Origin of the sequence: Pandoraea sp. XY-2, from assembly GCF_004193915.1 — a bacterium.
Lineage (GTDB): Bacteria > Pseudomonadota > Gammaproteobacteria > Burkholderiales > Burkholderiaceae > Pandoraea > Pandoraea cepalis.
The window spans coordinates 2,584,214-2,608,000 of record NZ_CP030849.1 but is presented as its reverse complement, the minus strand read 5'-3'; the positions used below and the strand labels follow the sequence as shown (position 1 = coordinate 2,608,000).

General features: G+C 64.8%; 14 protein-coding genes and 3 pseudogenes. 12 read left to right on the top strand and 5 right to left on the bottom strand.

Annotated features, from left to right (window positions below):
• Positions 1-92 precede the first annotated feature (92 nt).
• Positions 93-794, top strand: a pseudogene (locus DRB87_RS11855) (LysR family transcriptional regulator); the annotation flags it as partial.
• A 30-nt stretch (positions 795-824) separates the two neighbouring features.
• Here DRB87_RS11855 and DRB87_RS11850 read toward each other — a convergent pair.
• Complete coding sequence (locus DRB87_RS11850; RefSeq protein ID WP_130026039.1) at positions 825-2,120, bottom strand: MFS transporter; 1,296 nt, start codon at positions 2,118-2,120, stop codon at positions 825-827.
• Between the two features lie 61 nt (positions 2,121-2,181).
• Positions 2,182-3,156 (bottom strand): LysR family transcriptional regulator, encoded by a 975-nt coding sequence (locus DRB87_RS11845; RefSeq protein WP_130026038.1) that lies wholly within the window; start codon positions 3,154-3,156, stop codon positions 2,182-2,184.
• A gap of 145 nt (positions 3,157-3,301) precedes the next feature.
• Between DRB87_RS11845 and DRB87_RS11840 the strand changes: the two genes are divergently transcribed.
• Together DRB87_RS11840 and DRB87_RS11835 are read left to right on the top strand one after the other, a co-directional pair.
• Positions 3,302-4,036 carry an SDR family NAD(P)-dependent oxidoreductase gene (locus tag DRB87_RS11840; RefSeq protein WP_130026037.1) on the top strand — a complete coding sequence of 245 codons (735 nt, stop codon included), beginning with the start codon at positions 3,302-3,304 and terminating at the stop codon, positions 4,034-4,036.
• Positions 4,037-4,117: 81 nt separating this feature from the next.
• On the top strand, positions 4,118-4,327 hold the full coding sequence (locus DRB87_RS11835; protein WP_130026036.1) for a 4-oxalocrotonate tautomerase family protein: 210 nt from the start codon (positions 4,118-4,120) through the stop codon (positions 4,325-4,327).
• Positions 4,328-4,353: 26 nt separating this feature from the next.
• Here DRB87_RS11835 and DRB87_RS11830 read toward each other — a convergent pair whose 3' ends face one another.
• Positions 4,354-5,655: an aspartate aminotransferase family protein gene (locus DRB87_RS11830; protein WP_130026035.1), complete on the bottom strand. Its 1,302-nt coding sequence runs from the start codon at positions 5,653-5,655 to the stop codon at positions 4,354-4,356.
• A gap of 93 nt (positions 5,656-5,748) precedes the next feature.
• On the opposite strand from DRB87_RS11830, the gene DRB87_RS11825 reads away from it, so the two are divergent.
• The gene (locus tag DRB87_RS11825) at positions 5,749-6,639 is read left to right on the top strand and encodes a LysR family transcriptional regulator (protein WP_130026034.1); all 891 of its coding nucleotides are present in this window, start codon (positions 5,749-5,751) and stop codon (positions 6,637-6,639) included.
• A gap of 277 nt (positions 6,640-6,916) precedes the next feature.
• Here DRB87_RS11825 and DRB87_RS11820 read toward each other — a convergent pair whose 3' ends face one another.
• Positions 6,917-7,609, bottom strand: coding sequence for a C39 family peptidase (locus DRB87_RS11820; RefSeq protein WP_165385291.1), 693 nt, complete (start codon positions 7,607-7,609; stop codon positions 6,917-6,919).
• Between the two features lie 405 nt (positions 7,610-8,014).
• Between DRB87_RS11820 and epsC the strand changes: the two genes are divergently transcribed.
• Positions 8,015-8,956 carry a serine O-acetyltransferase EpsC gene (epsC, locus tag DRB87_RS11815; RefSeq protein ID WP_130026032.1) on the top strand — a complete coding sequence of 314 codons (942 nt, stop codon included), beginning with the start codon at positions 8,015-8,017 and terminating at the stop codon, positions 8,954-8,956.
• A gap of 71 nt (positions 8,957-9,027) precedes the next feature.
• On the opposite strand, the pseudogene chrA reads toward epsC, so the two are convergent.
• A pseudogene (chrA, locus tag DRB87_RS11810) lies at positions 9,028-10,250 on the bottom strand (chromate efflux transporter).
• 367 nt (positions 10,251-10,617) lie between these two features.
• Between chrA and DRB87_RS11805 the strand changes: the two are divergent.
• The 7 genes and pseudogenes from DRB87_RS11805 (at position 10,618) to DRB87_RS11775 (ending at position 23,784) form a co-directional block, all read left to right on the top strand.
• Complete coding sequence (locus DRB87_RS11805; protein ID WP_130026031.1) at positions 10,618-13,977, top strand: deaminase domain-containing protein; 3,360 nt, start codon at positions 10,618-10,620, stop codon at positions 13,975-13,977.
• Positions 13,978-14,131: 154 nt separating this feature from the next.
• A complete protein-coding gene (locus tag DRB87_RS11800; protein WP_130026030.1) occupies positions 14,132-15,871 on the top strand; it encodes an ABC transporter ATP-binding protein in 1,740 nt (579 codons plus the stop codon).
• Between the two features lie 317 nt (positions 15,872-16,188).
• Positions 16,189-19,906: pseudogene (locus DRB87_RS11795) on the top strand (nitrate reductase subunit alpha); the annotation flags it as partial.
• 39 nt (positions 19,907-19,945) lie between these two features.
• Complete coding sequence (narH, locus tag DRB87_RS11790) at positions 19,946-21,472, top strand: nitrate reductase subunit beta (protein WP_017234418.1); 1,527 nt, start codon at positions 19,946-19,948, stop codon at positions 21,470-21,472.
• Between the two features lies 1 nt (position 21,473).
• A complete protein-coding gene (gene narJ / locus DRB87_RS11785) occupies positions 21,474-22,199 on the top strand; it encodes a nitrate reductase molybdenum cofactor assembly chaperone (RefSeq protein ID WP_130026029.1) in 726 nt (241 codons plus the stop codon).
• Between the two features lie 24 nt (positions 22,200-22,223).
• Positions 22,224-22,907 carry a respiratory nitrate reductase subunit gamma gene (narI, locus tag DRB87_RS11780; protein ID WP_130026028.1) on the top strand — a complete coding sequence of 228 codons (684 nt, stop codon included), beginning with the start codon at positions 22,224-22,226 and terminating at the stop codon, positions 22,905-22,907.
• 73 nt (positions 22,908-22,980) lie between these two features.
• Complete coding sequence (locus DRB87_RS11775) at positions 22,981-23,784, top strand: peptidylprolyl isomerase (protein WP_130026027.1); 804 nt, start codon at positions 22,981-22,983, stop codon at positions 23,782-23,784.
• The last annotated feature ends 3 nt before the right edge of the window (positions 23,785-23,787 follow it).

The window sequence follows — 23,787 nt, the reverse complement described above, 5'->3', positions numbered from 1 at the left end:
GGATTGGTAAGGCGTCGTCGAAGCAGGTAGTGTAGGAACTATAGGGGGCCTCGCCGTTAAATGTCGCAACATCAAACATTAAGCTCAAATGAATGATCCAGCTCGAGGACCCGCGTCTGGTCGAAGCGCTCGCGCAGTCGGCGTCGCTCAGTGCGGCGGCACGCCTGCTCAACTTCACGCCACCCGCATTGTCGGCGCGGCTGCGAAAGCGGGAAGCCACACTGGGGCTGCGCTTGCCACGCGCACGTCGCGTCAGTTGCGCCTGACCGCCGAGGGGGAACGGCTGGCGCGAGGGTTCGGCGTTGCTCGCGCAGCTCGATGCGCTGAGCGAATCGTTCCGTCGTGAGGACACGCGCCTGACCGGCACGCTACGGGTGGCGGCCCCGTTCGGCTATGGCCGTCACCACGTGGCGCCCGCGTTGCTGCAGCATCGTTGCGTTTGCATTCGCGAGAACGACGAGGACGTGACGTTGTGGCGCTTTCATCGCCGGGCGAAGTCGTCTGCCTCGTCGGCTTCGTCAACCCGGCGCGCATCGACGCGCAACAGTGTTCGCGTCGCACCTGCCTACACGAGCAACGATGGCAGCGTGGCACGCGAATGGGCGGAGCAGGGGCTGGGTCTGGTCTTGCGCTCGGAGTGGGATACCCGCGAGTCGGTCGCGTCGGGCAAGTTCGTGCGCGTGTTGGCGGACTGGGCGTTCGACAGTGCGCCGGTCATCTTGCTGGTGCCCACGCGGCGAGGGCCGACTGCACGGCTTCAGGCGTCGATAGCGTTTCTGGAGGACGCGTTGGGTGCTCCGGCAGCCCGTGTGTCGCTCCCGCCCTCAGGCGAGTCGATGGGCGCGTTCGGCACTTCGGGTCCGCGCGCCGTTCGCCAACACACTGCAAGCAAGGAGTAACAGCGCCGTCATGAAAAACACCGACGGCAATCCGAACGCGACGGCGATCTGGCCACCGACGACGGGCCCGATCACCTGGCCGCTGAATTGTGCCGACTGAAGATAGCCGAGCATCTTGCCGGTGTGGCGCTCGCCAACCGAGTGACGGGCGAGTTTGCCGATGGCGGGCAGCAGTCCCGCGAGCGTCATGCCCATGAGCACACGCAGTGCGGCCAATTGCCACCAAGTGGTGACGAACGCTTGCGGCACCATCACCAGTGCCGTCGCGATAAGGCATCCAACGATGACGCGCCAACTCCCGACGCGGTCCGCGAGCGCGCCCAAGCGCGCTGCCGTGAGAATGCTACCCAGCGCGGAGCTTGCCATGACGACGCCGGCGACCCGCGTGAGATGCGCGCTGTCAACGCCCAATTTCGCGATGTAGACCGTAATGATCGGCTCGATGGACATGTTCGCCAGCAATACCATCATGGCCGTCGCCAGAATGGCCGCTATGTTTCCGGCGCGAGGCGAATGATCGTGGGTGCGCGTCCCGGATGGAGCGTGGCGTTTGCCGTCGCGCGACGCATCGAAGTCTTCGCGAATCCCGAAAATCGTCAGCAGTGCCGTGACCGCAATCATCGCGCCGCCGGAGAAGAAAGTGCCGCGAATACCCAATAGCGGTGGCAACATTCCGCCGACCAGCGGCCCGACCAGACTACCCGCGAGGGCGCCCGTCGACAGGACGCCGAGTGCCCAACCTGCGCGTTCGCGCGGTGCCTGTGTCCCCACCATCACCGTCGCCGCCGACGCATAGCCACCGATCAGCCCGGCGATCAGACGCAGCCCCACGAGTTGGTAGACATTGTGCGCGACGCCGATGAGCGACATCACGATGGCCATGCCGACGGCCGCGCGGATGAGCATCGGCTTGCGGCCAAAACGGTCCGCGAGGTGGCCCCAGAGGGGGGCGGTCACGGCGGTGCCGAGAAACGTTGCGCTGAACGCGACGCCCGACCATTGAATGACGGCGGACTCCGAGGCAACGCCAAGCTGCTGGACATAGAGTGGCAGGAACGGCAACAGCATGCTCAAGCTTACCAGCGTGGTAAATGACCCAAACACACCAATGACCAGATTACGATGCCAGTACCGGGCATGACGGTCGGTGTAACTGGCGGTATGGGTGGCGTTGGCGGTATCGGCACTGACGGATTGGGACGACTCGGCGGGGGGCTTCACAGCAACCTCTGCATTGTGCAATGTGTTCGTGGGTAACCGGGGGGCGGCGCTACTGCCGAGTCTAGTCCGAGCCCCGCGGCGCTGGAATGGCCGCCGTGCGGAAGTCAGTGTTACGAGGCGCGGACGAATGCGCCAACGTTTGCAGCAAGAAATCGATGAAGACGCGGGCGCGAGACGGCAATGTCTTGCCGTGGGGGTACATCAAACTCACCGGGCGCGAGCGTCCCCCGTAAGCGGTCAGCACCTCCACCAGACGCGCGGCCGCCAGATCTTCCTCGACGATGAAGCGATAGGTCTGGAAAAGACCGGCGCCGGCCTTGGCGAGCGTGACGCCCGAGAGCACATCGTCACTGCAACGAAAGTTGCCATCCACGGCATGCTCGATGTCGCGGCCCGCCTCGCGGAACAGCCACGGTATCGCTCGCCCGGTGCTCGGCAGGTCAAACTCGATGCAGTCGTGCTCGGCCAAATCGTCAAGAACCTGCGGCGTCCCCGCGCGAATCAGGTAATCCGGGTGGGCGACGACGACGAGTGCGGCGTCTTCGAGCGGGCGCGCCACCATACTCGACTCGGGCTGGGCGCGAAAGCGGATGGCGAAGTCGAAGCGCTCCTCGTGAAGGTCGACGTTTCGGTTGCTCACGTGCACGTGCACCTTGATACGCGGATATTGCGCCTGGAACGTGGGCAGCAGCGGCAGCAGTCGATAGTGCGCGTAGGTCGTCGGCACACTGATACGCAGGGTGCCGGACGGCTGCGACTGGGCGCCAGAGACACGGTGCTCGGCTTCGGAGAGCATGCCAAGGGCGGATCGGCATTCGTCGTAGTACGTGCTACCGCTTTCGGTCAGACGGATGCGCCTTGTCGAGCGGACAAAGAGACGTACCCCGAGGCGTTGCTCGAGACGGGCGATCGACCGGCTGACGGCGGCCGGCGTCACCCCCGCCAGGTTAGCGGCCGCCGTGAAGCTGCCCGCTTCGGCGGCCAGACAGAACAACTCTATGCTGCCAAGCAGGATGTCGCCGAATTGCCGCTGCATATCGATTATTTACATCATGTAAAAAGACAAGTGTATCCGGATGTGTTTTTCGCGTCTTCATTCACGAATAGAGTGGTGCTCAACCCGCGGGGCGTGTGGATGATCCGCCGTCCCGGCAGGCCACTTCAAGTTGAGGATAGACATCATGAACCATTCGGAACGCACGGCCATTATCACGGGTGCCTCAAGTGGCATCGGCCTCGGGTTGGCGGAAGCTTTCCTGAAGGAGGGTTTCAACGTCGTGGGGACTGGGCGGAGCAGCGCTCGGCTCGACGCGGCGCGCACGGCGCTCGGGGTGGGCGAGCGATTCCTGCCGGTCGCGGGCGATGTGGGTGACCCCAAGGTGGCCGAAGCGGCCTTCGCACGCGCCATCGAGGCGTTCGGTCACGTCGATGTGCTCGTCAATAACGCGGGCATCTTCACGGCGAAGCCGTTTGTGGATTTCACGCCGGACGAGATCGACGAGCAGATCGCCACGAACCTGAAGGGCGCGTTGTACTTTTCACAGGTGGCGGCGCGCCATATGAGCGAACGCCGTCGCGGCGCGATCGTCAACGTGACCGCGTCGATCGCGTTGCAGGCGCATTCGAGTGTTCCCGCCTTGATGGCTGCCGCGCTCAAGGGGGGGCTCAATCAGGCGACGCGTGCACTGGCCCTGGAGTTGGCGCCCTACGGAGTAACGGTCAACGCCGTAGCCCCCGGGGTCGTGGACACGCCGATGCATGCTCCTGAAACGCACGACGCGCTGGGGCAGATGCATCCGCTCGGACGCATTGCTGATGTATCGGACATCGCGCGGGCGGTGCAGTACCTCGTGCAGAGCGAATATGTGACGGGGACGATTCTTCCGGTGGACGGCGGTTTCAGCGCCGGACGCTGATCGACACGGCGCTTCGCCTTCGTTGTTCATGGCACAGCGGTTCGGTGAATTCACCGGCCGCGGCATCTTGAGGAGTCAATCATGCCGTTCGTCAGCATTCGTATCACTCGAGAAGGGAATACCGCCGAGCAAAAAGCACAGGTGATCCGTGAAGTCACCGAGACGCTGGAGCGCGTGTTGCACAAGCCGCCGCACCTCACGCACATCGTGATCGAGGAGATCGACACGGACAACTGGGGCTATGCGGGACAAACCACGACGGTCGTGCGCCGTGCGTCGTCGCCGGGGTGAGTGGGGCCCTGACGACGCGCTCGACCTCACAGCGATCGCTCGATGGCCTGTCCGAGCAACGCCAGCCCGAGGTCGATTTCGTCTTCGCTGACGGTCAGCGGCGGGGCGATGCGGAACACGCCGCCCATGCCCGGCAGTTGCACGATGTTCATGCTCAGGCCGAGGTTCATGCACTCGCGTGTGATCTTCGCGCCGAGTCCGTCGGCCGGCGCTTTGGTGCGACGATCCTTGACGATTTCCATGCCGAGCAGCAGGCCGCGTCCGCGCACATCGCCCACGCATTCGAAGCGGTCCATCAGCCCCAGCAATCCGTTGCGCAAACGCTGGCCGATGACGTTGGCGCGCGCGACAAGCCCGTCGCGCGCGACGACGTCAAGTACGCGTAAGCCGACGGCGGCGGGCAGCGGATCGGAGACGTGGGTGGTGTAGAAGAGGTAGCCGCGTTCGTGGGCGCGTTCCTCGATCTCGGCGGACGTCACGATGGCGGCGAGCGGTAGTCCGGCACCGAGGGTTTTCGAGAGCGTCAGGATGTCGGGGGTGACCCCGTCGCGCTCGAACGCGAACATCGTGCCGGTGCGGCCGATGCCGGTCTGCGCTTCATCGAGAATGAGCAGCATGTCGCGTTCTTCGCACTTGCGCTTGAGCGCTGCGAGATAGCCCGGCGGCAGCTCGATGATGCCCCCCGAGCTGAGGATCGGTTCCGCGATGAAGGCCGCGAGGTTGCCGCTGGACTGGCGATCGATCAGGTCGAACGCGTAGTCGAGTTCGGCGAGGTAGTCGTACTGATCGGCCGGGCCGAAGCGGGGGCGGTAGGTCAACGGCGCGGGAATTGCAAACGAACCGACCGCGGCCGGCCCGACGCCTTTACGTCCCGCGCTGTAGGTCGCGGCGGCGGCGCCACCGGTCATGCCGTGCCACGATTGCGCGAACCCGACGATTTCGAATTTCCCGGTGACGAGCTTGGCCATGCGAATGGCGGCCTCGTTCGATTCGGCGCCGGTGCTCAGCAGCATGACCCGGTCGAGGCCCTCGGGGGTAATGTCGGCGAGCCGCGTGGCGAGGTCGACCACGGGGCGGGAGAGCATGCCGCTGAACAGGTGGTCGAGCGTGCGGATGGATTCGGTGACGACGGCGACGATGTCCGGATGGCTATGACCGAGCACGGCGCTCATCTGTCCGGAGGTGAAGTCGAGGATGGCCCGGCCGTCGGCGTCGTAGACGAAGCTGCCTTGCGCCCGCTCGATGATCATCGGTTCGAAGGTGCCGCCGTAACGAATCAGATGCTGCCGGGCGTTGCGCCAGAAATCGGCGTCTTGGTTCTTGGACATGCAGGTGTCTCCGATGGGCAACGGCGATGGGGCGGGGCATTTACCGCTTGCAGTCTAGGCAGCGCTCTGATTTCATGGAAGCGAATAATGCTAATGGAAGATAGAAGCGAGCCTAATATCTTGAGCCTGTCCCTGGAAATCGATTTGCTGCGTTCGTTCGTTGCCATTGCGCAGGCGGGTTCGCTCAGCCGTGCGGCGCAGCGCATCGCGCGAACGCAGTCGGCGCTGAGCCAGCAGATGAAGCGTCTGGAAGCGATCGTCGATCAGCCGTTGTTGCAGCGCACGGGCCGCGGCGTGGTGTTGACGAGTCCTGGCGAGCGTTTGCTAGGGCACGCCCAGCGGATTCTGCGGGTGCACGACGAGGCCATGGCGGAGATGTCGGGCCGCGGGTTGAGCGGCACGATTCGATTCGGGTGTCCGGACGATTACGCCGCCGCGTTTCTGCCCCATCTGTTGCGTGAGTTTGCGGTGGCGCATCCGCATGCGTTGGTGGAGGTGATTTGCGAGCCAACACCGCGCTTGATGGAGCAATTGTCGCGCCATACGTTGGATCTGGCGCTGATTTCGTTGCCGGACGGCATGGACGATGAGGGCGTCATCCGACGGGAACCGTTGGTCTGGATCGGGAATCCGGGCCTGGAGGCGGTGCTTTCGAATCCCGACGTGGCGCTGCCGCTGGCGTTGTCCGACCCGGATACGCTGGATCATATGGCGGCATGCGAGGCGTTGGCGCGGGCGGGCAGGGCATACCGCATTGCCTATGCGAGCAGCAATCTGGCGGGATTGACGGCGCTGGCGCGCTCGGGGCAGGCGTTCGCGGTGATGACGCAAACGGCCGTGCCCCAGGATTTACGCATTGTTACAGGTGATACGTTGCCGCCATTGCCGTCGGTCGGGATTACGGTAAAGTTCGATCGCGCGCGTCCGAATCACTTGAGTGTTGCGTTTGCCGATCACATTCGGCGGACGCTGGCGGTGTTGTAGGGCGGGGACGTGGGGCTTTCATGTTTGCCCCGGTTCAGGTGAATTTGAAGCACAATTGCGCATCGTTTTGAGGCGAGGGTAGTCGCTTCCTCGCTCATCAACAAGAAGCCGGGTTCCGGGCCTTGGGAGGCTCCGATGGTGGCCGGAAACTCGTGGTTATTTCGTTTTTTGTATCGAGGTCGATATGTTGGCGCGTATTTTGGCGGTTTTCCTGGTGGTCGGTTCGCTGCTCTCGTTAGCAGGCTGCAATACGGTCGATGGCGTCGGGCAGGATATTTCAGGCGCAGCGCGCACGGTCAAGCGGGCCCTGTAAGGGTCTGGTTCGGGCGAGGGGGACGTTTGCGCCTTCGCCAAAATCAATCAGCATGCCGCGTCCAGCATGAAAGCGCTCTGCGTGGTCGATCGCAAGGTTAGCGTCACATTGGAACGGCGGTATGCCGGACGGATTGTGAAACCAGATGTGGCCGGCATCCGCCCCATGAATCAGCACCAGATGCCCGCCGCGTCGATGGTTCGGTTGCTGGGGTGTGGCAATCTCGGGACTGACCGACGCCATGATCATGCAAGTCGGGGAGATCTCTTGCGTCACCGATGCTAGTGGCGCGCCCTCATAGATGCGGGCATTCAACCGATACCGCGAACGAATCCATCGGCAAAATGGGCGGTATATCAGTCCTTTGACGGAATCTTCTCCGTCTATCTCATAGACGCCGTGATCGATCGCCTCGCCAAGCATGCGCTTTCGATTTTCATGTGCAATGCCTAGAAAATCGAGAATCGACTCAAGGCATGCGATGCCGCATACCCTTCGGCTCCAGAATCGATACGCTGTTTCATCCCTGAATCCTGTGTTTCTCCAAGCAGGGTCGTCGCATGGATCCATGCATCCATTTCTTATCTCTCGGTTCAACGCCGGATCGCCCCACTGCGATCTGTAGGGAACGTCGAGGTGTCGGAATTGACGCTTCATATCTGGCATCTCCGGTTCTTCCCACGCGACGTACGCAACGATCGCCTGCCATTCGGTGCCTCCGTTGCGCTGGTTGTCCGCCTCGTTGGCACCTCGTTGGCACCGCTTTGGCGCGTTTTGACGCTTTCCACACCTGCCCCCCAGACGGACCGGGGCCCCTTTCCGCCTCTCAAACATAAACCCAACTCGCTGCAGAAAGGGGCCCCGGTCCGTCCCCCCTCCACGCCCCCAGTCCCTCCACCCAACGACCTAAGCCCGGCACCGCCCAAATAAACCACTTCGCCACTGATGCTTTGGAAACCCGTTATCCTTCTTTGGCTGACGCGCTTTCGGGCGCCTCCCCTTTCTTTCGCTTTCCGCCGAAGACACCGTCCCCGGCACCCGCTTTTCAGGAGTTCCCCCCTCGTGGCCGCTTTCGACATCGACGACATCGTCTCCTCCCTGCACTCGGCTCGCCTGCGCTGGCGCGACGGCCAACGCCGCCTGCTCGAATCCGGTGGACGCGATCTGCCCTCCCGTGAACACCTCGCCGACATCATCGGCGCCCTCAAAGGCGTGCTCTTTCCCATGCGCCTCGGCCCGCCAGACCTGCACCAGCAAGGCGAGAACTATTTCGTCGGTCATACCCTGACCAGCGTGCTCAACGGCCTGGCCGAACAAGCCCGCATGGAATGGCGCCACAAGGCACGCCACGACGCCAACCTCACGCCCGCACGCATCGAGGAACGCGCCCACGCCACCATCCAGCAATTCGCCCAACGCCTCCCGGCCATCCGCGAATTGCTCGACCGTGACGTGCTCGCCGCCTATCAAGGCGACCCAGCCGCCGGCAGCGTCGACGAGGTACTGATCTGCTACCCAGGCATTCACGCGATGATTCACCACCGCGTCGCCCACGAACTCTATCGACTGGAATTGCCGCTGCTCGCCCGTATCATCGCCGAGCAAGCCCATTCGGAAACAGGAATCGATATTCACCCAGGCGCACAGATCGGTGCCGGCTTCTTCATCGATCACGGGACAGGGGTGGTCATCGGGGAAACCGCGATTCTCGGCGAGCGCGTGCGCGTCTACCAAGCCGTCACGCTCGGCGCCAAGCGCTTCCCGGCCGACGACGACGGCAATCCGCGCAAAGGCCTACCGCGTCACCCGATCGTGGAAGACAACGTGGTCATTTACGCCGGCGCAACGATCCTCGGTCGCGTCACTATCGGACAAGGCTCGGTGATCGGCGGTAACGTCTGGCTCACGCAAGACGTCCCGCCGTTCAGCAACATCACGCAAGCAAGATCGCGCACGGAGGCCGGCTCGCCCCCGGTGTCCGGATGCGATAACGAATCGGCCTGATGCACCCCGCGTGGCCCACGCCGCGCACGGATCTGTCAGGCGGTATTCAACGTCGCGCCCTGTCAGGCCCGTCAGGCAAGCCCCGCCGCCCCGGCGAGAGCGCATAGCGCAACCACGGCAAGCGGCGGTGCCTTCCACCGCGTCAACAGCACGAACGCAATCGCGGCCACTGCGAAATCGGCGGCGCTGTGCACCGCGCTTGTCCACACCGGGGAGTACAACGCCGAGGCCAATATGCCCACGACGGCCGCATTCACCCCGGCAAGCATGGCCGCCGTCGACGCACGCTCACGCAGCGCCTGCCAATGCGGCAGCGCAGCCACGACGAGCAAGAGCCCGGGAAGAAAGATCGCCGCCGTCGCAAGCACGGCGCCAAGCCACGGATGCAGCGGGCTCCCGAGCGCCACCCAAGGTAGGTCGCGAACGTGAAGAGCGGGCCCGGCACCGCCTGCGCCGCACCATAACCGGCCAGGAAGTCGCCGTTCGACACCCATCCGGTCGCCACGGTCTGCGCCTGTAGCAGCGGCAGCACGACATGACCGCCGCCGAACACCAACGCGCCGGATCGGTAGAAGCCGTCGAATATGGCCACGGACCGCGCGTCGGTGAGATGACGCAAGAACGGCAACCCAGCCAGCAGCACGCAGAAGAGGATCAGCGCCACGGCGCCCGCCGTACGTGAGATTCGAAATCGCGCTGACCAGGGCAACGGCGGTGCAGCCATCGCGTGGCCCGAGCGCAGCAGCAGAACCCCAAGCCCCGCGCCCAGCGCGATCACGATGAGCTGCGCAAACTGGGTGGTCGTCAACGCGAGCACTGTCATGGCAGCCAACGCGATCCCCGCGCGGCGTGTGTCGGCACATAATCGCCTCGCCATGTCCCATACGGCCTGCGCCACGACGGCGACCGCCACCAGCTTCAAGCCATGCAGCACGCCATCGCCGACCGGACCGCCCAGGTGCGGCGCCACGACGGCAAACACGAGAAGCAGCAGCGCCGACGGCAGCGTGAACCCGCACCACGCGGCGATGCCGCCCAGCCATCCGGCCCGCTGAAGTCCAATGGAGAACCCGACCTGACTGCTCGCCGGTCCGGGCAGAAACTGGCACAACCCCACCAGATCGATGAAGCTCGCGTCATCAAGCCAGCGACGCCGCTCCACGAATTCGCGACGGAAGTAACCGATGTGGGCGACCGGTCCGCCAAAGCTGGTCACGCCCAGCAGGAGAAACGCACGCAGCACTTCCAGGGCGGCGCGCCCGTGCCTCGTGGCGGGACCCGGGACGGTCTCGATGTCGGTTTTCAAGGGGGACAACTCACGTTAAGCAGCACAAGGTTGCACATCTTAACGCTGACGCGTTGACGTCGGCATGACCGTCAGTAGGATGGGGACACGCAGGGGCATCGCAGGCGCGCGCCACGCCCGCCGTGGGTGCCACCGGTCGCCGGGGTTCATGGCGCGGCGGCCATTTGCAACGCGGACAGCGATTTCCGCATTTCTCCCCCCGTGGCGGTGAAGTGGGTGAGGACTGCCACAATCGCCGGTTCGTTTCAGCAATCGCAGGTTCGCGTGCCGCGTTAGCGTTTCCCCCTCGCTGCGGATGTTGTCTTTCGCGATCTCGCGATGGCACAACGCCGCCGAATTCACGGAGAAACGCTGAATGACTCGATTGCATTACGCCATGCCGCACCACGCGCATCGACCGGCCGCCAATGCGCACCATACAAGACGGGGCATCGCTCGCCCCGCATTCGTCGACGACTGGCGGGCCGGTGTTTCGGTGCCCCGTCGTCGCGCTGTCCAGACGCAGGCGCCTCTGCGTTCGGCCCCGCAACCGCTGCCGACCGAACCCGTCGCTCGCGCAGCGGTTGGCGCAACGGGCCGTGAGACCGCCAATGCGGCCTTCGCGCTGGGCTTGTTGGCGGTGGTCTGTACGACAGGCGTAGCGGTCGCGGCCGTCGCCCCGGGGGCCTCGGTTGCCGGGCCACGGTCGATCAGCCGCAGAGAGGTTCGTATCGAGACGGGACCAACCACGGCGCCGATAGCGTTGCCGCATTCTGACGCGGTGTTCGGCATTCACGCGTTGCTGCGCGTGTGGCCTTACCGCCCCGACGGCGGTGGGGTGATGGCGCAGTGCCTGCCGGCACCGCACGCCCGATCGCTCGGTCGCCCGCCGGCGCCGGCCGACAGCCGCGAGGCCCTGAGCGCGGGACTGGAAGCCTACCGGGGGGATATCGAGCACGCCGTCGTCGCGCTGATCCGGGAATCCGTCGCCGCTTCGGACGCTCAAACGCGCGCGGCGTTTGCCGAGGCCGAGGTTCTGCTCCCAACCCGCATGTCGATGCTCGTCGAGCGCGCGGGGCGGCCGGGTTTGCCCCCGAGAGGGATCGTCTACGACGCGTCTCACGCGATTTCCCTGCACTTGAGGGGCGAGGACGGCGTCTGGCGCGAGTTTGCCCTCTCGCTCGCCCACGATGCACCCGCGCTCATCACACCGTTACATAACGTCGACTCGACCGACGGCGTGGGTGGCAGAAGCCTTGCCGAGACCTATGGGCCTGTTTTCTGGGGCGAGCGCTGGTCGTCGATCGAGTCCCGCATCGGCGAAGGCGACAAGGTGCGGTTCACGTTGGCGGTCGCCGGCGCCACTATCTCAGCGGGCTGGCCGCATCCCGATTCGTCGGTCCTGGATTCGCCGGACATGGAGGAAATCGCCGAGCTGCTGATCGATACCGTCGTGAAGCGTGCTCCCCGCGACCGCCGCGGTCTGCCGGATGCGTCTTTGAGCGCACGCTCGCGTCGGCACGCGGCGGCCGACATCGGCGGGTCGGGCGCATTGGCATCGCGCCTGACGATGTCGGGGCTCGAGTGTCTTGCCGCCATGGTGCGCGCCGATACGCTCCATCAGGATGCCATCGCGCTGCTGCAACACCTCTGGCCGGAAACGCCCATCCCGGCATCCGCACAGGCATTGCCCCAGGTGTCCTCTCACGCAACGCCACAGGCAACGCCACAGGCTGCGCCGTTGCCGCGCGTCATCAAACATGAGCCGTTCGACGGCCCCCTTGGCCGAGGCGTGCAATGGTCATTGCCGCCCAACGTCCGTGTCGAATTCCTCCCGGACCTGACGCAAAACGGGGTGAAGGTGTTCGACATCGACGGCGTTCTGTACGGTGCGACGGTGGCGCACACGCGCAAACACGCTTCGGATCTCCGGCCGCTCGATGACATTCGCCGCGAGCGAGGCCCGGAGTCGCTGTGCCGCATCTCGCGCGGCACGGGGATCGATATCGACGGCATGTGTCTGGAATGCCACTCGGAGCGACACGACGAGGTGACGGTCACAGAGCAGGGAGCAACCTTGACGCAGCATCAGGCGTTGGACGCGTCGCCGCTCGTACGCCTGCGTGTCGCCGTGTATTCGCGCTTGATGCCATCGGCGGACGGCGGCCAGGTGTTTTTTGCGTTCGGGCGTCTGGGGCGCATGGACGAGCATGGCGTGCCGCGCGTCTCGGCGGACTCGCCGCTCGTCGATCCGTCGGTGTATGCGCCGGAACTGAACGGCGAACTGGCCTACTACGAGCAGCCGACCACGGAGGGACCGGTCGGCGGGCGCCGCGTGCGTCTCACGCTCGGCGGCATGCGCATCGCGGCCCCCTTCGGGACGTATCGGGATAGCGAAGGCGCGCTGCACGGCATCGTGCAACTGTCCAGCGACGTCTTCTACCGCTTCAGGCTGCCCGAGCGCGACGAACACGACGAATACGGTGAACACGAATCGGCACGTCAGGTACACCTGCACTTTCGCCAGGCGACGCACCGTGACATTCGCGCGTACCGCACGGCACAGAACCATCGCGCGGCGGCCGAAAACGTCGTAGTGATGCCGGCGATCGCCTATGGCGAAGGCCGCACGTTCCTGCAGTTGTATCTCAAGCTCTGGCAGCAGGCACCGTCGCCGGCGGATGTGTGGCGCGGGCTCGAGGACATTTCGCTGTCCGTCGTCGAGGCCAGGCAAGCGGTTCGCGACCTGACGCAAGCGATCGAACATCGGGTGGCCGCGTCCAGAACACCCGAGGCATCGCCCGGCGCCAGTGGATTCGCGGCGCCGCCGGGGATCGATACCACACTGATGCCGATGTTCAATCGTCTGTGGAACCACTGGCAGCACTACCCGGCGCAAGCGGAGGCGTTCATCAATGCGATCGCGAGGGACTTCGTCTCGCGGCCCGCGCCGTTGGCCGTATGGTCGCAGTTGCCGTTCGTCGGGGACGTGCAGACGACCCGCGAGGTGCTGTCGATCTTCGAGACGCTGTTTCCCGGCATGTCGGGGATCCAGGCACTGGTCGGCGGTACGGCGCGCGCGGCACGCGATGTCGGCGACCGGATGCGAGAAGTCTCGCGTAACGCGAATATTGCGGTGGCGGAGGTCACACTCGTCGACGGGACGAGAACCCTCTACTACTGCCTGTCGGGGCTCCAGCGCACCACGCTGCGCACGAACACGCCGAGCGTACGGATCGTGGACGCGGGCAGGGCGTATGCGCGGCGTGAGCACAACGTCATCGCACAACGCAGCAAAGCGGCGCGCTCGGGGGAGGAGGCCATTTTCACCGAGCCGCCCGAACTACGCCTGGCGATGGCCGACGCGGACCTGCCGACGTTCAACGCCGCCACCGGCGGAGCGCAGTCCCGCACGCTCGATACCGAGCGAATGATTCTGGCGCAGATCTATGCGGATTACCCGGTGGGCGAGAACGTCGTTCGCTCGATCGTGCTGTGCTCGCGCCTGCCGTTCTGCGACTCGTGCGCCGTCAATCTCGCCATGGTCCCCTATCACTATCCCGACGCGGCGTTGCGCTTCCATTATGTGGCCCCTTCGCCGCGCGATCGCCGAACGCGACCCGACACCACGCCGGCGCCCCCTGCCGTGACGGCGTCGGCAGCAGCGACCGGGCAAGCGAGAACCCACGCACACGCGCGCGACCCAGACGAACGGCACGCGCATTCCAGCCTGTGAGCGCGACGCCTGGTCGATTTTCCAATATATTGACCGCACTCGACGCCACTTCTGGCGCCACCTCCGGCGCCTGACGACTTCCCGGTTCGCCGTCCGCCCGTCGAGGGGCATGCGGACCAGGGGCTGAGCCTAACGGCGAAGGAACGATGCACGCATGACGGTGCCTGACGCTCCAGTACAACCGCCCGCCATCGGGTTGGGTGGTGCGGCGCGAGATCTCTACCGCGCGCTCTGGCGCCACGCCCACGGCGTGCGGCTGCATTTGCTCGGCGCCGCCGGGCTGTTGTCGGCCGCGCAGTTATTGCGTCTGACCCTGCCGTGGCTGGCGGCACAGGCGATCAATGCGCTGCAGCAAGGCGACATGACGACGGCGGGCCGCTGGATCGTCTACCTGGTCGGCGTCTATCTGGTGTCATGGCTGCTCCACGGTCCGGGCCGGATACTGGAGCGCAACGTCGGGGTTCGTGTGCGTGTCCGGCTGGCCGATCAACTGTACGCGCGGATCGCCACCGCACCGCTGGCATGGCGCGATGGCCGACACTCCGGCGAGTTGCAACACCGCGTGGTGCAATCCAGTCGCGCGCTGTCCGACTTCGCCCAGAATCAGTTCGGCTATCTGCAAAGCGCCTTTAATTTCGTCGGGCCGCTGGTGGCGCTGGCGTTGCTGTCTCGCACGAGCGGTGTGATTGCCGTGACGGGCTATGTCGTCGTGGCCCTCATCATCCTGCGTTTCGACCGCGTACTGATGCAACTCGCCCGAGCGGAGAACGATGCCGAACGACGCTACGCCGCGGCGCTGCTCGATTTCGTCGGTAATGCTGGCACGGTGATCGGCCTGCGTCTGCAGGCCGCATCTCGCAAAGTGCTGGGGCGTCGCATGGAGACGGTGATGGCGCCGCTGCGCCGCGCCGTCGTGGTGAACGAGGGCAAATGGTTCGCCGTAGATATTCTCGGCATGGGGCTGACGTGGATCCTGGTCGTCGTCTACGTGTTGCAGTCGCGCGTGCCGGGGCAGGCAGTGTTGCTGGGAACGGTGTTCATGATTTACCAGTATGCACAGCAAGCGGCGACAGTGGTTGGCTCGATGGCGTCGAACTTCCAGAGCTTCGCCCGTATGCACACGGATTACGGCAGCGCCGAGCCGATCTGGGCGGCGCCGGGCGATCCCGAAGCGACTGTGCGCCGCGTCGTGCCCGATGCGCCGTGGGAGACGCTGACACTGCGCGGCGTGTCCTGGCTTTACGCCGACGACGCGCGCGGCGGACTTCGCGGTATCGATCTCGTGCTCCGGCGCGGCACGCGTGTGGCACTGGTCGGCCCGAGCGGGGGTGGCAAGAGCACCCTGCTGCGCACACTGGCCGGTCTCTATCTCCCGCAGCAGGGTCAACTGCTGCGCGACGGCGCGGCGGCACAGTGGGCCGATCTGCGCACGCTGGCCACGCTGATCCCGCAGGAAGCCGAAGTGTTCGAGGCTAGCGTGGAGGAGAACCTGACGTTCGGGGAACCGGCCGCCGCGCAGTCCGTGCAGGCCGCTGTGCATGCGGGGGCATTCGACGACGTCCTCCAGCATCTTCCCGACGGCATGGCCAGCCTGCTTAATGAGCGCGGTGGCAACCTCTCGGGCGGTCAGCGACAACGGCTCGCGCTTGCGCGGGGCGCGTTGGCGGCCCAGGGGAGTTCGCTGTTGCTGCTCGACGAACCGACCAGCGCGCTCGACCCGCTGGCCGAGGCGCGGGTATTCGATCGCCTGTATGAAGCGTTCCCGAACGCCTGCATCGTCGCGTCGGTGCACAGGCCGAGCCTGCTTGACCGGTTCGACACGCTCGTGGTGATGGACGCAGGCCGCGTCGTCGACGCCGGCCCGCGCGACGAGGTGCTGGCCCGACGGGCCTAGCCAAAACCGTTATATCGGATTGAACATAGCGGTTCGCACGCCCGCGAGGGCCGTCAACGTCAAGCAGAGTCAGGGCGCGGCTTATATAGCACTACAAGAAATATCGCCACGTGTTGAGCCAAGGCAAACCTTCGATGCGACGCGCTTTACATGTCACAAACGAAGGCGAATAATCGCCTCGTGTTCGAAGACCCGACTGCGCAGTCGTTGCCTTAAGCCGGCGGGAACCGCCCCCCAACACTTCGGAATCGTGTGGCGTTCCCGCTTTCGCTCGCCTGTCGGCGCCATCTTGCGCCGACTCATGCCAGGGAAACGCCATGAGTCATTTCGTTGACCGTCTTCGTTTTTTCACGTCTTCACGTCCCCAGTTCTCCGAGGGGCACGGTGCCACGACCGACGAAGACCGCGGCTGGGAAGACGCGTACCGTCAACGCTGGCAGTTCGACAAGATCGTGCGCTCCACGCACGGCGTCAATTGCACCGGGTCTTGCTCCTGGAAGGTGTACGTCAAAGGGGGCATCGTCACCTGGGAAACGCAGCAGACCGATTACCCGCGCACGCGCCCCGACATGCCGAACCATGAGCCACGTGGCTGCTCGCGTGGCGCGTCGTACTCCTGGTATCTCTACAGCGCCAATCGTCTCAAGTATCCCCTCGTGCGAAGCGCACTCGTGTCGCGCTGGCGCGAGGCGCGCAAATCGCTCGCGCCTGTCGAGGCATGGGCCTCCATCGTGGAAAACGAGGCGTCGCGCCGGGCCTATCAGGCGCGTCGCGGCCTGGGCGGCTTTGTGCGCGCCTCGTGGGACGAAGTCAACGAGATCGTCGCCGCCGCCAACGTCTACACGGTCAAGCGCTATGGCCCGGATCGCGTCACCGGTTTTTCGCCGATTCCGGCGATGTCGATGGTGTCGTATGCCGCCGGCGCGCGCTATCTGTCGCTGATCGGCGGCGTCTGCCTGAGCTTCTACGACTGGTACTGCGATCTGCCGCCGGCCTCGCCGCAAACGTGGGGCGAGCAGACGGACGTGCCTGAGTCGGCCGACTGGTACAACTCGACGTTCATCGTGATGTGGGGCTCGAACGTGCCGCAGACGCGCACGCCGGACGCCCACTTCATGACCGAGGTGCGCTACAAGGGCACGAAGATCGTGTCGATCTTCCCCGACTATGCGGAAGGGGCGAAGTTCGGCGACCTGTGGCTGCATCCGAAGCAGGGCACCGACGCCGCACTGGCGCTTGCCATGGGCCACGTGATCCTCAACGAATTCCACCTGGCCGGCAAGAGCGATTACTTCATCGATTACTGCCGACGCTTCACGGACATGCCGTGTCTCGTGCGGATGGTCAAACAGGGCGACGGCTACGTGCCGGAGCGCCAACTGCGCGCGGCCGATTTCGACGGCGCGCTGGGCCAACCGCACAACGCCGACTGGAAAACGGTCGTGATCGACGAGTTGAGCGGCGAGTTCGTGGCGCCGGTCGGCTCCATCGGCTATCGCTGGGCGCAAGGCGACGATGCCAACAAGGGCAAGTGGAACCTGCGCGAAGAGGGTCCCGACGGTAAACCCATCCAGCCGCGCCTCACGCTGGTGGAGGGTCACGACGAGGTCGTACCCGTGCTGTTCCCGTACTTTGGCAACCAGCCGCACGCGCATTTCACGTGCACGTCGCACGCGTCGGTGCAGCGCCGCAATGTGGGGGTGCGCCGTGTCCAGACGACCGAAGGCGAAGTGCTGGTGGCGACCGTCTACGATCTATTCATCGCGAACTACGGGCTTGATCAGGGCCTGGGTGGCGAGCACATCGCCCACACCTACGACGACGATGTGCCCTACACGCCGGCATGGCAGGAGGCGATCACCGGCGTCAAGCGGGAAGACGTGATTTCGGTGGCACGCCAGTTCGCCGAGAACGCGCACAAGACGCAGGGCAAGTCGATGGTCATCATCGGGGCCGGTATCAACCACTGGTTCCACATGGATATGTCGTACCGCGCGATCATCAACATGCTGGTGATGTGCGGATGCATCGGGAAATCCGGCGGCGGCTGGTCGCACTATGTCGGCCAGGAAAAGCTCCGCCCGCAAACGGGCTGGACGCCGCTGGCGTTTGGGCTCGACTGGCACCGCCCGCCGCGCCAGATGAACGCGACGTCGTACTTCTATGCGCACACGGACCAGTGGCGTTACGACAACAGCGATCCGTCGGGCCTGCTTTCGCCGCTCGCGGACAAGGCCCCGTTCCACGGCCGCCCCATCGACTACAACGTGCGCGCCGAGCGCATGGGCTGGCTGCCAACGGCGCCTCAACTGCAAACCAATCCGCTCGATGTCGGCCGCTCGCTACCCGATCCGTCGAAGGCCGGGCAGTATGTCGCGAACGCCCTCAAGGACGGCACGCTGCGCATGGCGTGTACCGACCCGGATCACCCCGACAACTTCCCGCGCAATCTGTTCGTGTGGCGCTCGAATCTGCTCGGGTCGTCGGGCAAGGGCCACGAGTACTTCCTGAAGCATCTGCTGGGCACCACGCACGGCGTGCAGGGCGAAGACATCGGCAAGACCCACGGCGCGCGTCCGGAAGAGGTCAAATGGCGCGACGAAGCGCCCAAAGGAAAGCTGGACCTGCTCGTGACGCTGGACTTCCGGATGTCCACCACATGCATGTACTCGGACGTCGTGCTGCCCACGGCCACGTGGTACGAGAAGGACGATCTGAACACGTCCGACATGCATCCGTTCATTCACCCGCTCTCGGCCGCCGTCGATCCGGCGTGGCAGGCGCGCAGCGACTGGGAGATCTTCAAGGGCATCGCCAAGCGTTTCTCCGAGCTGTGCGACGGCCATCTCGGCACGGAGACGGACGTGGTGCTCGCGCCCATTGCCCACGATGCCCCCGGCGAACTCGCGCAACCTTACGAGGTGAAGGACTGGGGTGCCGGGCAGTGCGACCCGGTGCCGGGCAAGACGGCGCAAGGCGTGGTCGTCGTCAAGCGGGACTATCCGAATACCTACCGGAAATTCACGTCGCTCGGGCCGTTGATGGATTCGCTCGGTAACGGCGGCAAGGGCATCCAGTGGGAGACGCACGAGGAAATCGACCTGCTCGGGCAGCTCAACTACAAGGTCTCGGAGGCCGGAGTGTCGAATGGTCGGCCGCGCATCGAGTCGGCGCTCGACGCCGCCGAGGTCATCCTCGCGCTGGCGCCCGAGACCAACGGCGAGGTGGCCGTGCGGGCGTGGCAGGCGCTCACGAAGGTGACTGGCCTGCCGCACGCGCACCTTGCCGAAGCGCGCGCCGACGAGAAAATCCGCTTCCGCGACATTCAGGCACAGCCGCGCAAGATCATTTCGTCGCCCACGTGGAGCGGGATCGAGTCGGAGCACGTGTCGTACAACGCCGGTTACGTCAACGTCCACGAACTGGTGCCATGGCGCACGTTGAGCGGACGTCAGCAGCTCTACCAGGACCATCCGTGGATGCGGGCGTTCGGTGAGTCGCTGTGCGTCTACAAGCCGCCCATCGATACGGGCAGCTACGCGCACATGCTCGGCCAGCGCAGCAACGGCAACCCCGAAAAGGTGCTCAACTTCCTCACGCCGCACCAGAAGTGGGGCATCCACAGCACCTACACCGACAACTTGCTGATGCTGACGATGTCGCGCGGCGGACCGATCGTGTGGATGTCGGAGGCCGATGCGCGCTCGCTGGACATCGTCGACAACGACTGGATCGAGTGCTTCAACGCGAACGGCGCGTTGTGCGCCCGTGCCGTGGTGAGTCAGCGGATTCCGAGCGGGGCCGTGATGATGTACCACGCGCAGGAGAAGATCGTGAATACGCCAGGCTCGGAGATCACCGGCACGCGCGGCGGCATTCACAATTCGGTCACGCGCATCAGCGTCAAGCCCACCCATATGATCGGCGGCTACGCCCAGCTTTCGTACGGCTTCAATTATTACGGCACCGTCGGCTCGAACCGCGACGAGTTCCTGGTAGTGCGCAAGATGAATCGTATCGACTGGCTCGACGATACCGCCGACCAGGTGCTCGTGCCCCGACCGGAGAACGCCAATGAAAGTGCGCGCGCAGATTGCCATGGTGCTCAATCTGGACAAGTGCATCGGTTGCCATACCTGTTCGATCACCTGCAAGAACGTCTGGACGAGCCGCGAGGGCATGGAATACGCCTGGTTCAACAACGTCGAGACCAAGCCGGGCATCGGCTATCCGAAAGACTGGGAGAACCAGAAACGCTGGCGCGGCGGCTGGACGCGCAAGGCCAACGGCAAGCTCGAACCGCTGCAGGGCGGCAAGCTCAAGCTGCTCGCCAGCATTTTCGCCAATCCGCATCTGCCGGAGATCGACGATTACTACGAGCCGTTCACATTCGACTACGGTCATCTGCAGACCGCCTCGGATGCGAAAGCCATGCCGGTGGCACGGCCGCGTTCGCTGGTGACCGGCGAGCGCATGGAGAAGATCGAGTGGGGACCGAACTGGGAAGAGATTCTCGGGGGCGAGTTCGCCAAGCGGTCGCAGGACTACAACTTCGAAGCGGTGCAGAAGGACATCTACGGCCAGTTCGAGAATACCTTCATGATGTACCTGCCGCGCCTGTGCGAGCACTGCCTGAACCCGGCCTGTGTCGCATCGTGCCCGTCCGGGTCGATCTACAAGCGCGAGGAGGACGGCATCGTGCTCGTCGACCAGGACAAGTGCCGCGGCTGGCGCATGTGCGTGTCGGGCTGTCCGTACAAGAAGATCTACTACAACTGGCACAGCGGCAAGGCCGAGAAGTGCATCTTCTGCTATCCGCGCATCGAAGCCGGGCAGCCGACCGTGTGCTCGGAGACGTGCGTGGGCCGGATTCGCTATCTCGGCGTGCTGCTCTATGACGCGGACCGCATCAGCGAGGCGGCCGGCGTGGCCGACGAGAAAGACCTGTACGAGTCGCAGTTGTCGGTCTTTCTGGACCCCAACGATCCGGCGGTGATCGCTCAGGCACGGCTCGACGGCGTGCCCGACGCGTGGATCGAAGGCGCCAAGGCGTCGCCCGTCTACAAGATGGCGGTCGACTGGCGCATCGCCTTCCCGCTGCATCCGGAATATCGCACGCTGCCGATGGTCTGGTACGTGCCGCCGCTCTCGCCGATCAACGCCGCCGCCAACAGCGGCGATCTCGGCATGAACGGCGCGCTGCCCGACGTGGCGTCGCTGCGCATTCCGCTGCGCTATCTCGCGAACTTACTGACCGCCGGCGACGAAGCGCCGGTGAAGCTTGCGCTTGAGCGCCTGCTCGCCATGCGCGCGTTCATGCGCGCACGGCACGTCGACGGCGTGCAGGCGGACGACGTACTGGCGCAAGCCGGTCTGTCCGTGGCGCAGGTCGAGTCGATGTACCGGTATCTGGCGATCGCCAACTACGAGGACCGGTTCGTGATCCCGACCGCCCACCGCGAATACGCTGAAAACACGTTCGACATGCACGGCGAGTGCGGCTTCTCGTTCGGCAATGGATGCTCGTCGGGCAACGACACGGGCAACCTGTTCAACCCGGTCAAGAAGAACAAGCGGACCATTCCGATTCAGGAGATTTGAGATGTCCGCCTCCGATACCCCCCTCGGCTTGCAGTGCCGCCTGCTCGGTGCGCTGCTGCATTACCCGGACGACGAGGTGGCCCTCGCGTTGCCCGAGATCGAGCAGACGTTGCTGGGCAGTCCGCGCATTGGCGGCGCCGCACGGCGTGAGCTTGACGCGTTCTTCGCCTACTGGCGCGAGCGCGATCTGCTCACGTTGCAGGAGAACTACGTGGCACAGTTCGACCGTGGCCGCGTGACGTCGCTCTACCTGTTCGAGCACGTCTACGGCGAGTCGCGCGATCGCGGGCAAGCGATGGTCGACCTCATGCAGACGTACGAGCGCAGCGGCATCTACCTGGCACCTGGCGAGTTACCCGACTATCTGCCCGCGTTTCTCGAGTACGTCGGCATCCTGACGGAATCGGAAGGCTTGGCGCGTCTCAAGGATATCGAGCATCTCCTGCAGGCCATCGATGCCGGGCTCGCCAAACGCGGATCGCCCTATGCCGGACTCACGCGCGCGCTGCTCTGGCTGTGCGGCGCAACCACGGCGCAGCGCGAGACGCAGACGCCGCCCGAACACGTCGACGACGCTTCGCATATTCCGCGTGCGGCGGACTACGATGCCATCGACGCCAGCTATCAGGATGCCCCGGTGCGTTTCATGGGCGCGGGCCATCCGAGCGGGCAGGGCAATACCGTCGGTGAACCGATTCAGTTTCATGCGCGCCGTCCCGGGCGCTGAGTTCGGAAGGCAAGGAGTGTGACCATGCAAGCTTTCTTTCATCAGTTTCTGTTTGGCGTCTATCCGTACATTTGCCTGACGGTACTGCTCCTCGGCAGCCTGATCCGCTTCGACCGCGAGCAGTATTCGTGGAAGAGCGATTCGTCGCAATTGCTCAAGCACGGCATGCTGCGCCTGGGCAGCAACATGTTTCACTGGGGCGTGCTGGTCGTCGTGGCCGGGCATTTTGCCGGGTTTCTGGCGCCGCACTGGCTCGTTTCGCCATTTCTGACGGCGTCGCAGCACCAGTTGATCGCGATGGTCGGTGGCGGCGCCGCGGGCGTGGTCGCCATCATCGGCCTGACGATCCTCATCGCCCGTCGCATCGGCACGCCGCGCGTGCGCGCCACGAGCCGCACTTGGGACATCGTCATCGTGTTCATGCTCTGGATTCAGCTCGCGCTGGGACTCGGCACGGTGTTGCTCTCGATGCGCCATATGGATGGCGCGATGTTCGAGCAACTGACCGATTACGTGAAAGGCATCGTGACGTTCCAGCCGGGCGTGGCGACCTTGCTTGAAGGCGTGCCGCTGACCTATCGCGCGCATATCGCGCTCGGCTTCACGATCTTCCTCGTATCGCCCTTCACGCGCATGGTGCACATCTGGAGCGGTCTGGCGTCCGTGGTCTATCTGATCCGCCCGTATCAACTGGTGCGCAAGCGCTGAGGCGCGGCGTTCTTAATCGCCGCTAAACGTCGATAAGCGTCGAACAACGTCCCTACGGCCAAGGACCCTTAACATGCAAACCTTGTTGACAGCCGCACGCGCGCCGCTGCGCGTGAACGGTATCGAGATTCACGCCAGCGCCATTGACGAGGCCATGGCAGAACTTGCCGATGCCCCGACTGCCGCCGCCGGCCCGGCATTTGATGTGGAGACGACGGCCCGCTATGCGCTCGCGATCCGCGAGTTGTTGCGGCAACGCGCGGTCGAGTTGGGCCTCGCGCTTGACACCGACCCGCCCGATGCGATGGCCGATGCCGTGTTCGCGAAGGAGGTCGCTACGCCTGTCGCCACCGTCGAGGAATCGCGCCGCTATTACGATCAGCACCGCGAGCGCTTTACCAGCGGCGAACTGGTGCACGCGAGCCATATTCTGTTCGGTGTGACCGGACGGGCACCGCTCGCGCTGGTGCGTGCCAAGGCGGAAGAAACGCTGAACGCGATCCTGCAATCGCCGGACCAATTCGAAGCGATGGCGGCGCAGCGGTCGAACTGCCCGTCCGCACAAGTGGGAGGGAGTCTGGGGCAGCTTGAGCGCACGAGCTGTGTGCCGGAGTTCGCGCAAGGCATTTTCGGTTCAGACGAGACGGGCGTGCTGCCGCGGCTGATCAAGACCCGCTTCGGCTTTCACGTGGTGCGAATCGATCACCGGGTGCCGGGTGCGCTGGTGCCGTTCGAGGCCGTGAAGGACGACATTGCCACGATGCTCACCGAGCAGGTACGCCTGCGCGCCACGCGTCAGTATGTGCAACTGCTTGCCGCGCAAGCCGATCTCGAAGGCGTGACCTTCGCGAGCGCCGACGGGCCGCTGGTCCAATAAGGG

Excerpts from the sequence above, each read along its gene's own strand:
- DRB87_RS11845 (WP_130026038.1), bottom strand. The coding sequence starts at position 3,156 with ATGCAGCGGCAATTCGGCGACATCCTGCTTGGCAGCATAGAGTTGTTC.
- DRB87_RS11840 (WP_130026037.1), top strand. The coding sequence starts at position 3,302 with ATGAACCATTCGGAACGCACGGCCATTATCACGGGTGCCTCAAGTGGC.
- DRB87_RS11835 (WP_130026036.1), top strand. The coding sequence starts at position 4,118 with ATGCCGTTCGTCAGCATTCGTATCACTCGAGAAGGGAATACCGCCGAG.
- DRB87_RS11830 (WP_130026035.1), bottom strand. The coding sequence starts at position 5,655 with ATGTCCAAGAACCAAGACGCCGATTTCTGGCGCAACGCCCGGCAGCAT.
- DRB87_RS11825 (WP_130026034.1), top strand. The coding sequence starts at position 5,749 with ATGGAAGATAGAAGCGAGCCTAATATCTTGAGCCTGTCCCTGGAAATC.
- DRB87_RS11820 (WP_165385291.1), bottom strand. The coding sequence starts at position 7,609 with ATGAAGCGTCAATTCCGACACCTCGACGTTCCCTACAGATCGCAGTGG.
- DRB87_RS11805 (WP_130026031.1), top strand. The coding sequence starts at position 10,618 with ATGACTCGATTGCATTACGCCATGCCGCACCACGCGCATCGACCGGCC.
- DRB87_RS11800 (WP_130026030.1), top strand. The coding sequence starts at position 14,132 with ATGACGGTGCCTGACGCTCCAGTACAACCGCCCGCCATCGGGTTGGGT.
- narH (WP_017234418.1), top strand. The coding sequence starts at position 19,946 with ATGAAAGTGCGCGCGCAGATTGCCATGGTGCTCAATCTGGACAAGTGC.
- narJ (WP_130026029.1), top strand. The coding sequence starts at position 21,474 with ATGTCCGCCTCCGATACCCCCCTCGGCTTGCAGTGCCGCCTGCTCGGT.
- narI (WP_130026028.1), top strand. The coding sequence starts at position 22,224 with ATGCAAGCTTTCTTTCATCAGTTTCTGTTTGGCGTCTATCCGTACATT.
- DRB87_RS11775 (WP_130026027.1), top strand. The coding sequence starts at position 22,981 with ATGCAAACCTTGTTGACAGCCGCACGCGCGCCGCTGCGCGTGAACGGT.